The organism is Kineococcus rubinsiae (genome assembly GCF_011839805.1).
Classification (GTDB): Bacteria; Actinomycetota; Actinomycetes; order Actinomycetales; family Kineococcaceae; genus Kineococcus; species Kineococcus rubinsiae.
This window is the reverse complement of sequence record NZ_VWPY01000023.1, coordinates 1-13,776: the sequence shown is the minus strand read 5'-3', so window position 1 is coordinate 13,776 and position 13,776 is coordinate 1. Positions and strand designations below refer to the sequence as shown.

At 76.2% G+C, this 13,776-nt stretch carries 14 protein-coding genes; 7 read left to right on the top strand and 7 right to left on the bottom strand.

Translation table 11 applies throughout. The features are described 5' to 3' along the window. Nucleotides 1–83: 83 nt before the first annotated feature. Complete coding sequence (locus tag F1544_RS12445) at nt 84–2,378, bottom strand: SDR family oxidoreductase (protein ID WP_167585807.1); 2,295 nt, start codon at nt 2,376–2,378, stop codon at nt 84–86. A gap of 96 nt (nt 2,379–2,474) precedes the next feature. Here F1544_RS12445 and F1544_RS12440 point away from each other — a divergent pair, with 96 nt between their 5' ends. From F1544_RS12440 to F1544_RS12425, 4 genes are all read left to right on the top strand, one after another. Next, nucleotides 2,475–3,260, top strand: a complete 786-nt coding sequence (locus F1544_RS12440) for a carbon-nitrogen hydrolase family protein (protein WP_167585805.1) — start codon at nt 2,475–2,477, stop codon at nt 3,258–3,260. 107 nt (nt 3,261–3,367) lie between these two features. Further along, nucleotides 3,368–5,545 carry a carbon starvation CstA family protein gene (locus F1544_RS12435; protein WP_308470038.1) on the top strand — a complete coding sequence of 726 codons (2,178 nt, stop codon included), beginning with the start codon at nt 3,368–3,370 and terminating at the stop codon, nt 5,543–5,545. Continuing rightward, entirely contained in the window at nt 5,542–5,718 is a 177-nt protein-coding gene (locus F1544_RS12430; protein WP_167585803.1) for a CstA-like transporter-associated (seleno)protein, read from the top strand. Before F1544_RS12435 ends, F1544_RS12430 begins: the two co-directional genes overlap by 4 nt. 32 nt (nt 5,719–5,750) lie before the next feature. After that, nucleotides 5,751–6,098: a metallopeptidase family protein gene (locus F1544_RS12425; protein ID WP_167585884.1), complete on the top strand. Its 348-nt coding sequence runs from the start codon at nt 5,751–5,753 to the stop codon at nt 6,096–6,098. Nucleotides 6,099–6,126: 28 nt separating this feature from the next. Here F1544_RS12425 and F1544_RS12420 read toward each other — a convergent pair whose 3' ends face one another. Both F1544_RS12420 and F1544_RS12415 read right to left on the bottom strand, forming a co-directional pair. After that, the gene (locus F1544_RS12420; protein ID WP_208971762.1) at nt 6,127–7,050 is read right to left on the bottom strand and encodes an alpha/beta hydrolase; all 924 of its coding nucleotides are present in this window, start codon (nt 7,048–7,050) and stop codon (nt 6,127–6,129) included. An 11-nt stretch (nt 7,051–7,061) separates the two neighbouring features. Beyond that, entirely contained in the window at nt 7,062–7,637 is a 576-nt protein-coding gene (locus F1544_RS12415) for a quercetin 2,3-dioxygenase (RefSeq protein WP_167585799.1), read from the bottom strand. A 99-nt stretch (nt 7,638–7,736) separates the two neighbouring features. Here F1544_RS12415 and F1544_RS12410 point away from each other — a divergent pair, with 99 nt between their 5' ends. Both F1544_RS12410 and F1544_RS12405 read left to right on the top strand, forming a co-directional pair. Next, nucleotides 7,737–8,630, top strand: a complete 894-nt coding sequence (locus F1544_RS12410) for a LysR family transcriptional regulator (protein ID WP_167585797.1) — start codon at nt 7,737–7,739, stop codon at nt 8,628–8,630. A 55-nt stretch (nt 8,631–8,685) separates the two neighbouring features. Next, a complete protein-coding gene (locus tag F1544_RS12405; protein ID WP_167585795.1) occupies nt 8,686–9,069 on the top strand; it encodes a tetratricopeptide repeat protein in 384 nt (127 codons plus the stop codon). Nucleotides 9,070–9,083: 14 nt separating this feature from the next. Here the strand turns inward: F1544_RS12405 and F1544_RS12400 are convergent, their stop codons facing one another. From F1544_RS12400 to F1544_RS12385, 4 genes are all read right to left on the bottom strand, one after another. Further along, nucleotides 9,084–9,824: an HAD-IIA family hydrolase gene (locus F1544_RS12400; protein WP_167585883.1), complete on the bottom strand. Its 741-nt coding sequence runs from the start codon at nt 9,822–9,824 to the stop codon at nt 9,084–9,086. A 95-nt stretch (nt 9,825–9,919) separates the two neighbouring features. After that, nucleotides 9,920–10,591, bottom strand: coding sequence for a deoxyribose-phosphate aldolase (gene deoC / locus F1544_RS12395; protein ID WP_167585793.1), 672 nt, complete (start codon nt 10,589–10,591; stop codon nt 9,920–9,922). A 61-nt stretch (nt 10,592–10,652) separates the two neighbouring features. Continuing rightward, complete coding sequence (locus F1544_RS24455; protein WP_167585791.1) at nt 10,653–12,071, bottom strand: HAMP domain-containing sensor histidine kinase; 1,419 nt, start codon at nt 12,069–12,071, stop codon at nt 10,653–10,655. Further along, the gene (locus F1544_RS12385) at nt 12,068–12,751 is read right to left on the bottom strand and encodes a response regulator transcription factor (protein ID WP_167585789.1); all 684 of its coding nucleotides are present in this window, start codon (nt 12,749–12,751) and stop codon (nt 12,068–12,070) included. Before F1544_RS12385 ends, F1544_RS24455 begins: the two co-directional genes overlap by 4 nt. A gap of 180 nt (nt 12,752–12,931) precedes the next feature. Between F1544_RS12385 and F1544_RS12380 the strand changes: the two genes are divergently transcribed. Then, nucleotides 12,932–13,678, top strand: a complete 747-nt coding sequence (locus F1544_RS12380) for a hypothetical protein (RefSeq protein ID WP_167585787.1) — start codon at nt 12,932–12,934, stop codon at nt 13,676–13,678. Nucleotides 13,679–13,776: the final 98 nt, after the last annotated feature.

Below are 13,776 nucleotides of genomic sequence, written 5' to 3'. Positions count from 1 at the left end.
GAGCACGGGGGCATCCTTCCACGGGCCCCCCGCGCCGCCCGCCGGGCGCCGGGTGCGGCGCCCGCGGTTCGGGTGGTGGGCGGTCAGTCGGTGCCCGCGAGCACCTGCTGCGGCAGGCGCAGCCGGAACGTCGCCGAGCTCGCGGCCCAGTCGGCCACGGGCCAGCGCGCGGCCCGCGCCGCGCGGAACAGCGGGACGTCGGGGGAGACGGCCGTGGGGTTGCCGACCGTCTTCAGCAGCGGCAGGTCCGAGTGGGAGTCGGCGTAGGCGTAGCTCGCCGCCAGGTCCGCCCCCTCCACCTCGGCGTAGCGGCGCACCCAGGCCGCGCGGGCCTCGCCGACCAGCGGGGGCGAGGTGAGGAAGCCGCTGGCGCGGCGGTGGCCCTCGGCGTCGAGCTCCTCGTCGAGGTCCGTGCAGACGATCTCGTCGAACAGCGCCGACAGCGGCCGGGTCACCATCCGCACGTCGCCGGTCATGAGCACGGTGCGGTGCCCCGCGTCGCGGTGGGCCTGGATGCGGCGCAGCGCGTCGGAGCTGACCTGCTCCAGGAAGCCCGGCGCGAACACGTCGTCGACGTAGGCCTCCAGCGCGTCGAGGTCGGCCCCCGCGTAGCCCCGGAAGAGCGACCGCAGGAAGCTGCCGCGGTCGCGGCGCTCGGCGGCGATCCAGCCCGGCAGGTGCCGCACGATGCGCGCGAACTCGCGGACGCGGGCAGGGGCGTCGAGCTCGGACAGCCGCAGCGCGAGGTAGGTGTCGACGACGGTGCCGGGCATGAGCGTGCCCGCGAGGTCGAAGACGGCCAGGACCGGGGCGGCGCCCTCGGCGACGGGCCGCAGCGTGCGCGGGCCGGTGACCTCGGTCTGCTTGCGGCGGCGGCGGATCTCCTCGTACTTGCGCATCTGCGTCGTGACCGACGGGCAGTGCGTCTTCTCGAAGTACTCCGTCCAGTCCACGACGGCGGTGTCGAAGCCGAAGAGGTCGACGTCGGCCGGGTCCAGCGAGCGGTGCAGCGCCAGCGTGTTGTCGTCGACGAGGCGCAGCTCGGCCTCGGTGTAGGCGCGGTACAGGTCCATGTAGCGGCGGGCGAACTCGACCTGGTCGCGGGCCTTGTCGATGCGGCGCGAGGCCGAGCGCACCCGCTCCGAGCGCGGGGCCAGGGCCAGCACGCGGTCCCCGATCCGGGCCAGGCGCTCACCGGTGCGCACCTGCCGCTCCACCTTGTCGACACCGGGGAAGTCCCACGTCGGCAGGACCTCGGGGGAGGAGTCGAAGGGGTGGTCGGTGAAGTACGCCCGCACGTGCTCGTAGAGGTCCCGGAAGGTCGCGGGGTTCCGGTTGCCCGACGACACGTGGTAGTAGGCGGGCTGCGACAGCGGCGGCGGGGTGGCCGAGGCCTTGAGGATCGCGTTGACGACGTGGTCGATGGGGACGATGTCGACGACCGAGTCGGGGGCGGCCGGGAACTCGGTCAGCTCCCCGCGCCCGTAGGCCAGGATGATCGGCTCGGCCATCTTGAAGCCCTCGATCCACCCCGGGTGCGGGTGCTTGAGGGCCGACTCCACGATGCTCGGGCGCAGGATCGTCGTCGGGATGAACGGCGCCGACAGCTCCTCCACGGCGCGCTCGCCCATCGACTTCGTGAACGTGTAGCAGTCGGTCCAGCCCAGCGTGCGCCCGCGCTCCTTGCCGGCCGCCTTCTGCTGCTCCGCGACCCACTGCTGGCGCCGCTCCTCGGCGCCGGCGGCCACGCTCAGCGGGCCCGCCCGGCCGTGGTCGCGCTCGGCGGCGCGCAGGAAGCGGCGCAGCTGGGCGTCCAGGCGGGAGTCCTCCTCGATGCGCGCGGCCAGGCGCAGGCCGGCCTCGGTCTCGGTGCGCCAGTCGACGGTGTGGTCCACGGCCCGCTCGGGGACCGCGCCCCGGCGGCGGCCGCCGACGTAGGCCGTGGAGATGTGCACGTAGTGGATCGCGCGGCCCTCGGCCTCCGCCGCGGCCAGCGTCCGCTCGACGAGCAGGCGGGTGCCGACGACGTTGGTCGTGAAGGCGTCCTGGATCTTCGGGTCGAAGGACACGTCACCGGCGCAGTGGACGACCACGTCGATGCCCGCGGGCAGCTCCGGCACCGCGGCCAGGTCGCCCTCGAGGGCCTCGACGCGTGTGGCGAGCAGGGAGTCGGCGTCGCCCGCGGCGTGGAAGATCCCCTTGCGCAGGACCGAGCGCAGCCGGTCCTCACCGCTCTGCCCGGGCTTGGGCCGGACCAGCGCGACCACGCTGGTGCCCGGCAGGTCCACGAGCAGGCGCTGCATGAGCGCCTCGCCGATGAACCCGGTGACCCCCGTCAGGAGGAACCGCTTGCCGTCGAGCTGCTCAGCCAATCGCACGCGAGGAATCCAACCACGAGCCGCGGCCCCCGCCGTGCGCCCGCGCGCCTACGCTTCCGCCCGGGGGGCCGCCGGGGCCCCGGCGGAGGGAGTCACGTGCAGATCGCCTGCCTGCAGGCCGCGGGGACGCCCGGCGACGTCGAGGCCAACCTCGCGGCGCTCGACGCGGCCTGCGCCGAGGCCGCCGCCCACGGCGCCGACCTGCTCGTCACCGACGAGATGTTCGTGACGGGCTACGACATCGGCGAGCTGGTGCACGAGCTCGCCCGCGAGGACCTGCTGGCCCGCGTGGCGGAGATCGCCCGCCGGCACGCGATCGCCGTCGTCGCCGGCCTGCCCGAGCTGGACGGCGCCGCCTGCTACAACACCGCCGCGCTGGTCGGGCCCGACGGCGCCCTGCTGGCCCGCCACCGCAAGGCGCACCTCTTCGGGGCCCTGGACCGCGCCGTCTTCGCCGCGGGCGACGAGCTGGTAACCCTCGTGGACCTCGCGGACGTCCGGATCGCGCTGCTCATCTGCTACGACGTCGAGTTCCCCGAGTCGGTGCGGGCCGCGGCCGCCGGGGGCGCCCACGTGGTCCTCGTGCCCACCGCGCAGATGGAGCCGTTCGGCTTCGTCGCCGACCAGCTCATCCGGGTCCGGGCCTGGGAGAACCAGGTCTACGTCGCCTACGTCAACCACGACGGGCGCGAGGGCTCGCTGGAGTACGTCGGCAGCAGCAGCGTGGTCGGGCCGTCGGGTGAGGTGCTCGCCGCGGCGGGGCACGGTGACGTGCTGCTCTACGCGAGCATCGACCCGGCCGTGGTCGCCGAGCAGCAGGAGGCCAACCCCTACCTCGCCGACCGCCGCCCGGAGCTGTACGGCGGTCTCACCCGGCCCTGAGCCGCACCGCGCCGGGCCCGTCGGCGTGACAGCGGACGCACAGGTGGACAGGATCGGTCCGTCAGGCGGCGAAGGAGCCGTGACGGAACCACCGCGAGGAGGCGGTCGTGTCCAGCCGGACCACCACCCAGGACCACCCGGGCGCCACGCGCTCGCACCGCATCCGCTCGATCGTCGTCTGGACGCTCGTCGCCCTCGTCGGTGCCGTCGCCTGGACGGTGCTGGCCCTGGCCCGCGGGGAGGCCGTCAGCGCGCTGTGGATCCTCTTCGCCGCCCTCGCCTCGTACGCGATCGCCTACCGCTTCTACGCGCGGTTCATCACCTACCGGGTGCTGCGCGCGGACGACAGCCGCGCGACGCCCGCCGAGCGCCTGCACAACGGCGTCGACTTCGAGGTCACCGACCGCCGGGTGCTGTTCGGGCACCACTTCGCCGCGATCGCGGGCGCCGGGCCGCTCGTCGGTCCCGTCCTCGCGGCCCAGATGGGCTACCTGCCCGGCACGATCTGGATCGTCGTCGGCGTCGTGTTCGCCGGCGCGGTGCAGGACCTCACGGTGCTGTTCTTCTCGATGCGCCGCGACGGCAAGAGCCTCGGCCAGATGGTCCGCGAGGAGATCGGGCTGGTCGGCGGGATCGCGGCCCTCATCGCCGTGTTCGCCATCATGATCATCATCCTGGCGGTGCTCGCGCTGATCGTCGTCAACGCGCTGGCCGAGTCGCCGTGGGGCGTGTTCTCCATCGCGCTGACCATCCCGATCGCGCTGTTCATGGGCGTCTACCTCCGGTTCCTGCGCCCGGGCCGGGTGCTGGAGGCCACGGGCATCGGCGTCGTCCTGCTGCTCGCCGCCATCGTCGGCGGCGGCTACGTCGAGCAGCTCGGCCTGGCCGACGGCCTGACGCTGAGCAAGGAGACGCTCGTCGTCGCCCTCGTCGTGTACGGGTTCGTCGCCTCCGTCCTGCCGGTCTGGCTGCTGCTCACCCCGCGCGACTACCTCTCGACCTTCATGAAGATCGGCGTCATCCTGCTGCTCGCCGCGAGCCTGCTGGTGGCCCGGCCCGTCCTCGCCAACGAGGCCGTCACGAGCTTCGCCCGGGAGGGCAACGGCCCGGTCTTCGCGGGCTCCCTGTTCCCGTTCGTGTTCATCACCATCGCCTGCGGCGCGCTGTCCGGGTTCCACGCCCTCATCGCCTCCGGCACCACGCCGAAGATGGTCGCCAAGGAGCGCCAGGTCCGGCTCATCGGCTACGGCGGCATGCTCATGGAGAGCTTCGTCGCCATCAGCGCGCTCATCGCGGCCTCGGTCATCGACCAGGGCCTCTACTTCGCGGTCAACTCCCCGGCCGGGGCGACGGGCGGCACCGCCGCGACGGCCGCGGAGTTCGTCACGGGCCTCGGGTTCCCGACGAGCCCCGACGCCCTCACGGCCGCCGCGGCCGCGGTGCAGGAGCCGAACCTCGTCTCCCGCACGGGCGGCGCCCCGGCGCTCGCGCTGGGCATCTCCCAGGTGTTCCACCAGGCGTTCGGCGGTGGGCTGCAAGCGTTCTGGTACCACTTCGCGATCATGTTCGAGGCCCTGTTCATCCTCACCGCCGTCGACGCGGGGACCCGGGTGGGCCGGTTCATGCTGCAGGACACCGTCGGCAACGTGTGGAAGCGGTTCGGGGACCTGTCGTGGCGTCCCGCGAACCTCCTGGCCAGCGCGGTCGTCGTGGCCGCGTGGGGCTACTTCCTCTACGTGGGCGTCACCGACCCGCTGGGCGGCATCAACCAGCTCTTCCCGCTGTTCGGCATCGCCAACCAGCTGCTCGCGGCGATCGCGCTGACGCTCGTCACGACGCTGCTGATCAAGCACGGCCGGCTGCGCTACGCGTGGGTGCCGGGCGTCCCGCTGGTGTGGGACCTCATCACCACCATGACCGCGAGCTGGCAGAAGGTGTTCTCCGACAACCCGGCGATCGGGTACTTCGCGCAGCGCTCGCGCTACGCCGACGCCCTCGACGCGGGGACGCTCCTGGCGCCCGCGAAGGACGCGGCGCAGATGCAGCAGGTCGTGACGAACTCGACCGTCAACGGCGTCCTGCAGTCGGTCTTCGCCGTGCTCGTGCTCGTCGTCCTCGCGAACGCCGCCGTGGTCGTCGCGCGGGCGGTGCGGGCCGGGTCGCTGCCGACCACGGAGGTCCCGGCCGTGCGCTCGCGGCTCACCGAGCCGGCCGGCCTCGTGGCGACCGCGGCGGAGAAGCGCGCGGCGGCCGAGGCGCAGCGCGGGGAGGAGGTGCTGCGGTGAGGTCGCTGCTGCGGGGGGTGCGCTGGTACCTGCGGGAGATCGGCGGGACCGCGCGCTGGGAGGCGCACCTGGCGCACTGCGCGGAGCACGGGCACGCTCCGCCCTCGCGCCGGGAGTTCGAGCGGGCCCGCGCCGACGCCCGGGCCGCGACCCCGGGGGCGCGCTGCTGCTGACGCCCCTCGGGCATGATCGGGGGGTGGTCGAGATGGGCGAGGACGAGTTCGGCGAGGCCGTCGTCGACGCCCTGGACGCGATCCCCGACGAGCTGGCGCGGGCCATGGTCGACGTCGTCGTGCTCGTCGCGGACGACCCGCCCGAGGGCGCCCCGGCGGACCTGCTGGGCCTCTACGAGGGCACCCCGCTGACCGAGCGGGACCAGTGGTGGGCCGCCGGGTCGCTGCCCGACCGGATCACGGTGTTCCGGAACCCGACGCTGGCGCTGTGCGCGGACCGGGACGAGGTGGTGGCCGAGGTCCGCACCACCGTGGTTCACGAGGTCGGCCACCACTTCGGCCTCGACGACGACCGGCTGCACGAGCTCGGCTGGGCCTGACCCGCCCGCCCTGACCCGCCCGGCCCGCTCAGAGGTGCTCGTGCAGCCAGGCGACCGTCCGGGCCAGCGCCTGCGCCCCCGCGTCGGCGGACCCGCGCCAGAGGTGGTCGGCGCCCGGCAGGACGTGGTGCTCGACGTCGCCGCCCGCGGCCCGCAGCGCCGCGGCGAGGCGGGCGCTCTGGACGGCGGGCACGAGCCGGTCCGCACCGCCGTGCAGCAGCAGGAACGGCGTGCCCGCGCCCGCACCCGCGAGGGCGTGGGTGAGCGGGCTCGCCTCGGCCGCGGTCTCGGGCACCGAGGACACGGGCGCCCCGAGCAGCTGCGCCTCCCGGCTGTCGGGGGCGTCCGGGTCGGCGCCCAGGTCGGCCGCGAGCCCGGTCAGGTCCGTCGGCGGGTACCAGGCCGCGACGGCGCGCACGGCGCTCGCGGGACCGGTGATCCCGCCGGAGCCCTCGAGGTGCGCCTGCCCGGCCGTCAGCCCCAGCAGCGCGGCGAGGTGGGCGCCCGCCGACTCGCCCCAGGCGCCGACGCGGTCGGGGTCGACGCCGAGGTCCCCGGCCCGGGCGCGCAGCCAGCGCACGGCCGCCTTGGCGTCGTGCAGCGGCGCGGGCCACACGGCCTCGCCGCTGAGGCGGTAGTCGACGCTCGCGACGGCCGTCCCGGCGCGGGCCAGGACCTCCTGCGGGGCCGTCGTGCCGGCGAAGGCGGGGCCCGCGCTGCGGCGGCTGCCGGCCCGCCAGCCGCCGCCGTGCAGGAACACCACGACGGGGACGGGCCCGGGCACCGTCGCCGGCGGCAGGTGCAGGTCGAGCTCGAGCGGCCGCACGCCGGGCAGGGCGGCGAACACGACGCCGCTGTGGACGCGCACGCCGTCCGCCGTGGTCCGGGCGGGCGGCAGGGGCGCGAGGTGCTCGGGCGGCGGCAGCGGGAAGCCGGCAGGCGGGGTGCTCACGTCCGGGCTGCTCATGTCAGGGCGCCCGGCGCCTCGCCCGGCTCCGGCCACTCGTAGCCGGGCAGGAACTCGACGTCGAGCTCGCTCGCCGCCGCCAGCAGCTGCGGCACGGGCGGCACGAACGGCGGCTGCTCGCCCGCGGTGTCGGTGCGCGTGCCCATGCGCTGGGGGAACCGCTCGAACCCGCCGCTCACGACGCCGAGCAGGTTCGAGGGCTCCTCGACCCGGTAGGCGTGCGCGAGCCCCGCCGGCACGAAGCCGAAGTCGCCCTGCCGCAGCAGCTTCGTGGCCTTGCGGCCCTCGGCGTCGGCGACGAACAGCCGCACCGCGCCCTCCAGGACGTAGAACACCTCGTGGGTGCCGGCGTGGGCGTGGGTGGGGATGGTGTCGCCCGCGGGGCAGCGGCTCGTGAACACCCCGAACTGGCCCTGCGTCTCGTCGCCGCTGAGCAGCAGCGTGAACAGGTCGTTGAACAGCAGCCCGTGCTCGCCCTGGCCCGCCTCGAGGAAGAACGGTTCCGGACGGCCGGGCAGGACGCCCTGCCAGGCGGGGGTGCCGCCGGGGTCGGCGAGGTGGCTGAAGCTCATCCCGGCAGCCTGCGCCGGGTGGCGCCCCGCGGTCCAGGTGGACTTGACTGAGGACCGTCAGGTTCCGCCTGACGATCGGGCGGCCGGAGGGGGTGCGCGGTGGACGTCTCCACGCCGGCGCTGCGCTGCTTCGTGACCCTGCACGAGGAGCTGCACTTCGGCCGGGCCGCGCAGCGCCTGCACGTGACCACGCCCTCGCTGTCGGAGCAGATCGCGCGGCTGGAGAAGCGCCTCGGCGTGCCGCTGTTCACCCGCACCTCCCGCTCGGTGCGCCCGACGCCCGCGGCGGCGGAGCTGCTGCCGCTGGCCCGGGCCGTGCTCGAGGCCCACGAGGCCGTCGTCGGCTGGGCCGCGGCGCGCGGCGGGGACGCGAGCGGGCCCGTCCGGGTCGGGGTGGTCGCGGCGGCCGGCGCCGACGTCCGCGCCGCGGTGCGCCCCGTCGTGGAGGCCCGGCCCGGCCTCGTCGTCGGGACCCGGCGCCTCGCGTTCCTGGAGGAGGCGGCCGCGCTGCGCGAGGGCCGCATCGACGTCGCCTTCGCACCCGCGCCGCTGCCGCGACCGGCCACCGGGATCCGCGCGGTCGCCGTCTCCCGCACGCCGCGGGTGCTGGTCGTCCCGGCCGGGCACCGCCTCGCGGGGCGGGCGTCGGTGAGCGTGGAGGAGACCAACGACGAGGTGTTCCTGACGGTGGTCACGGACGACCCGGCGACCACGGGCTGGTGGCTCGTCGACCCTCGCGCGGACGGTTCGTCGCCGCGGCGGCGGCCCGTCGTCACGGACGTGGAGGAGGTGCTGGACCGCTGCGCCGCGGGGGAGGGGCTGAACATCGCCAGCGCCGAGGTCGCGCAGCACTACGTCCGGCCCGGCGTGGTGTTCGTCCCCTTGGACGACGTCGAGGACGCGACGGTGCTGCTGTGCTGGCGCGCGCAGGAGTCCGACCCGGCCGTCCTGGAGTACGTGGCGGCCGTCCGCGACGCCGCCGCGGCGGGCTGAGGTCCGCCGGCGGCGGCCGCAGGAATCGCGGCCCCCGGGAAACCGTTGAGCCGGCATGACCGAGAACACGATCCAGGGCGGGCCGACCCAGCCGCCCGTGAGCCTCCCGCCAGGTCTGGGTGACCTCTCCGTCGACGCGCTGCAGTTCACGCTCGCGCGCTCGGCGTTCGACGACCGCCGGTTCACCGACGCCGTCTCGGCGCTGGAACCCCTCGTGACCCGGCACCCGGACGACCGGGCCGCGCGCGAGCTGCTGGCGCGCAGCTACTACTCCGCGGCGATGCTGGCGAAGGCCGAGGCGCAGGCGCGCGACCTGGTGCGCCGCAGCCCGTCCGACGCCTACGCGCACCTGCTGCTGTCGCGCTGCCTCGAGCGCCAGTCCCGCGCCTCCGAGGCGCGCGGCCACCGCGTGATGGCGCACGTCCTCGGCGCCGACTGAGGCGTGACGCGTCGTCAGACGAGGTCGACGAGCGAGCCGATCGAGTCGACGACGCGGTGCGGCCGGAACGGGAACCGCTCGACCTGGTCGGCCTTCGTGGAGCCGGTCAGGACGAGGAACGTCCGCAGCCCGGCCTCGATGCCGGCGACGACGTCGGTGTCCATCCGGTCGCCGATCATCGCGGTCGTCTCGGAGTGGGCCTCGATGCGGTTCATGGCCGAGCGGAACATCATCGGGTTCGGCTTGCCCACGAAGTACGGTTCGGCACCCGTGGCCCGCGTGATGAGCGCCGCGACGGACCCCGTCGCCGGCAGCGACCCCTCCGCGGAGGGGCCGGTGGCGTCGGGGTTCGTCGCGATGAACCTGGCCCCCTTCTCCACGAGCCGGATCGCCCGGGTGATCGCCTCGAAGGAGTACGTGCGCGTCTCACCGAGCACGACGTAGTCGGGTTCGGTGTCCGTCAGCACGAAGCCCGCCTCGTGCAGCGCGGTCGTGAGGCCGGACTCCCCGATGACGTAGGCGGAACCCTGCGGCATCTGCCGCGCGAGGAAGTCGGCCGTCGCCATCGCGGACGTCCAGATCGACTCCTCGGGGACGTTCAGGCCGCTGCGCGTGAGGCGCGCGGCCAGGTCGCGCGGGGTGAAGATCGAGTTGTTGGTCAGCACCAGGAACCGGCGGCCGGTGTCGACCAGCCGGGCCAGGAACTCCGCGGCGCCGGGCAGGGCGCGCTCCTCGTGGACGAGGACCCCGTCCATGTCCGTCAGCCAGCACTCGATCTCGTGCTCGTCCTGCACGCCGCCCACTCCCGTCGTCTCGTCCGCTGCCCGTGCTGTTCCTGCGGTCGTCGGGCTCAGCCGGGCAGGCCGGCCAGGACGGCCGCCGTCCCGGACAGGCCCAGGCGCGTCGCGCCCGCGTCCAGCATCGCCAGCGCCGCCTCGGTGCTGCGGATCCCGCCGCTGGCCTTGACGCCGAGGCGCCCGCCGACCGTGCGCGCCATGAGCTCCACCGCGTGGGTGCTCGCGCCGCCGGTGGGGTGGAAACCCGTCGAGGTCTTGACGAAGTCGGCGCCCGCGGCCTCGGCGGCCTGGCACACGGCGACGAGGACGTCGTCGGGCAGGGCCGCGGACTCCACGATGACCTTCAGCACGCCCGGCGCGGGCACCGCGGTGCGCACGGCGGCGATGTCGGCCTGCACGGCGTCGAACTCGCGGGCGAGGGCCGCGCCGACGTCGATGACCATGTCGACCTCGTGCGCCCCGGCGGCGACCGCGGCCGCGGCCTCGGCGGCCTTCGTCGCGCTCGTGTGCTTGCCCGAGGGGAACCCGCAGACGGTCGCGACGACGAGGCCGTCGCCCGCCACGGGCAGCATCGAGGGCGAGACGCAGACGGCGAGGACGCCGAGCGCGCGGGCCTCGTCGCACAGGGCGACGACGTCGGCGGCGGTGGCCTCGGGCTTCAGCAGCGTGTGGTCGACGAGGCGGGCGACGTCGGCGCGGGTCCATCGGGTGGGATCGGTGCTCACGGGGCGGAGTCTGCCACCGCGCGCCGACCCGGGACGACGGCTCGCGCGGGCCGCCGGCGGCTCAGGCGCCCGGCGGCACGGGCAGGTCGAGGACGAAGACGGCCCCCGGCAGGGTGCCGGTGGGCAGACCGGGCTCTCCCGGTGCCGCGCAGCGCAGGTGCCCCCCGCCGGCCTCGGCGAGGCCGCGCGCGATCGACAGGCCCAGACCCGCCCCGCCGTCGCCGCGGGCGGGGTCCAGGCGCACGAGCCGGTCGAAGACGCGCTCGCGCTCCGCGGGCGGCACCCCCGGGCCGTCGTCGCTGACCACGACGCGCGCCCCGCCCACCGCGGGCCGTGCCACCTCGACGCGCACCCGGCCCGTGCCGGCCGCGCGCAGGGCGTTGCCCACGAGGTTCTCGACGACCTGCCGCACGTGCCCGGCGTCGGCGTCGGCGACGGCGATGGCGCCGGCCGCGGCGGCGACCTCGACGCGGCCCGCGCCGGCCGACGGGGACGCGTCCAGCACGCCCCGGACCAGCGCCCCGACGTCGACGGGCGCGAGCTGGGCCGCGACCTCCTCCAGCCTCGACGCCGTCAGCAGGTCGGTGACCAGGCGCGAGGCGCGCCGGGCCTCGCGCACGATCCGGACCGCCGAGCGCTCGCGCCGCTCCCGCAGCGCGCCCCCGTCGCTGCCGTCCTCCGCGGCGGAGGTGTCGAGCAGCAGCTCCTCCGCGGCCGCCGTGACCCCCGCGAGCGGGGTCCGCAGCTCGTGCGCGGCGTCGGAGAGGAACTGCTGCAGGCGGTCCCGCGCGTCGGTGGCCTGGCGCTCGGCGCCCTCGAGGTCCTCGAGCATGGCGTCGAAGGCCGTCGCCGCCCGACCGAGCTCGGTGTCCTGGCGGTCCGGCGACAGCCGCCGCCCGCGGTCGCCGCCCGCGATGGAGCGCGCCGTCGCCGTCATGGTGTCCAGCGGGCGCAGGGCCCGCCCGAGCAGCAGGTGCAGGACGACCGCGGCGAGCAGCAGCCCCGCGAGGCTGCCCGTGGTCATGAGGACGCGGAAGCGGTCCAGCGCCTCCTGGACGGGGGCCAGGCTCGTGGACAGCTCCAGGACGTCGCCGCCGGCCAGCTCCTGCCGGGCGACGAGGTCGTCGCCCGCTCGGCGCACCGTGACGGGGGCGGCCGCGGCGGCGGTCGGGGCCGGCCGCGGCGCGGGGGCCGTCCCGGGGCCCGGTGGCGGGCCGGGGCGCCCCACGACCGTGCCGCTGGAGGTGTCCAGCGTCGCCAGCGCACCCGCCGTGGTGAGGCGGTCGGCCAGGGTCTGGGCGTCGACGGTGCCGTCGAGCTGGACCGCGAGCGCGGTGAGCTGGCGCAGGCGCCCCTCGGCGTCGGAGCGCAGCCGCGCCCCCAGGCTCAGGTCGACGAAGACGCCGACCGCGACGAGCAGCAGGGCCAGCACGGCGATCGCGCTGAGCACGACCCGCCGGCGCAGGGAGACGGTCCTCACCGGCCGTTCCCGGGCCGCAGGACGTAGCCGAGGCCGCGCACGGTGTGCACCAGGCGTGGGCCGTGCTCCTCGAGCTTGCGCCGCAGCGCGCTCACGTGGACCTCGACGAGGTTGGTGTCGTAGTCGTCGTAGCCCCACACCTGGGTCAGCAGCTGCACCTTGGACAGCACCCGCCCGCGGTGGCGCGCGAGCTGGGTCAGCAGCCGGAACTCCGTCGCGGTCAGCTCCAGGGCGACGCCCGCGCGCACGGCCAGCCCGGCCGACTCGTCGACGACGAGGTCGCCCACCTCGACGACCTGGGCCGTGCGCCCGCTGCGGCGCAGCACGGCCCGCAGCCGCACGAGCAGCTCCTCGACCGCGAACGGCTTCACGAGGTAGTCGTCGGCGCCGGCGTGGAACCCCGCGAGCCGGTCGGGGACCGCGTCGCGGGCCGTGACGAAGACGACCGGGACGTCGCGCGGGGCGCAGCAGCGGCGCGCGAGCGAGAGGCCGTCCTCGCCCGGGAGCATGACGTCGAGGACGGCGATGTCCGGGCGGAACGCGTCGAGGACCGCGGGCAGCTCGCCGCCGTCAGCCCGGGCCTCCACGAGCATCCCCGCTGCGCGCAGCGTCGAGGCCGTGGAGTCCCGGATCAGGGGGTCGTCCTCGACGAGCAGGACGCGGACGGCGGGGGAGGGCACCTGCCGAGCATCGCCGAGGCAGGCCCCGCCGCCCAGCCCCGGGGCCCCCCGCGCGCCTGAAGGCTCGCTGAAGGTCTGCGCTGCAGCGCCCCGGCTTCAGGTCGGCTTCAGACCCGGCCGGTCTGTTGGGACCACGAGCCGCCGACCGGTGGCCCGCACCCGCTCCACACGGAGGACCTCGTGACCGACCAGCCCACCCCCCGGACCACCCCCCGCCGCCGCCGGGCGCTGCGCGCGGCCTTCGCCGGTCTCGGCGTCGCCGCCGTCGTCGCGGGCGGCGCCGCGGTGGCCCAGGCCTCGACCGACAACCCCTCGACCGCCAGCCCGTCGACGAGCAGCTCGAGCGCGCCGTCGGCCCCCGCCGCGACGGCGCCGGACGGGACGACCCCCGCCGCTCCGGCCCCCGGCTGCGCCCCCGGTGCCCCCGGTGCCCCCGGTGCCCCCGGTGCCCCCGGTGCCCCCGGTGCCCCCGGTGCCCCCGGTGCCCCCGGTGCCCCCGGTGCCCCCGGTGCCCCCGGTGGTCCCGCGGGCGCTCCCGCCCCGCCCGTCGCCGACGGCACCGTCCACGGGGACGTGACCGCCGTGGGCGACGGCAGCATCACCGTGGAGAACCCCGAGGGCAGCACCACGATCTCCCTGCCCGACGACGTCGTGGTCACCCGCGACGCCGGCCCGGGCACCGAGCCCGCCTCGGCGGCCGTGTCCGACCTCGCGGTCGGCGAGCACGTCCACGTGACGCAGACCGACCCCGCGGCCACGACGGACCGCGTGGCCGCCTCCGCCGTGATCATGCCCACGCCGCCCGTGCCCGGGACGGGCACGCCGTCGGCCCCGCCGCAGGGGGCCCCGGCGCCCGCGGACGCCCCGGCCGCCCCGAGCGGCGCGCCGACCGACGCGCCGACCGACGCCCCTGCGGCGACGTCCTGACGCGCACCGCGGCGGCGGCCCCGGCCGCGGGCGCGAGCTGCCGGACCGTCCTCGTGCCCCGCTCCCGGGGTGCGGGGTGCGGGGTGCGGGGTGCGGGG

What these genes read in the sequence shown, in the direction of transcription:
- F1544_RS12425 (WP_167585884.1), top strand. Translation starts at nt 5,751, where the DNA reads ATGGGCGAGGACGAGTTCGGCGAGGCCGTCGTCGACGCCCTGGACGCG.
- F1544_RS12415 (WP_167585799.1), bottom strand. Translation starts at nt 7,637, where the DNA reads ATGAGCTTCAGCCACCTCGCCGACCCCGGCGGCACCCCCGCCTGGCAG.
- F1544_RS12405 (WP_167585795.1), top strand. Translation starts at nt 8,686, where the DNA reads ATGACCGAGAACACGATCCAGGGCGGGCCGACCCAGCCGCCCGTGAGC.
- F1544_RS12400 (WP_167585883.1), bottom strand. Translation starts at nt 9,824, where the DNA reads ATGGACGGGGTCCTCGTCCACGAGGAGCGCGCCCTGCCCGGCGCCGCG.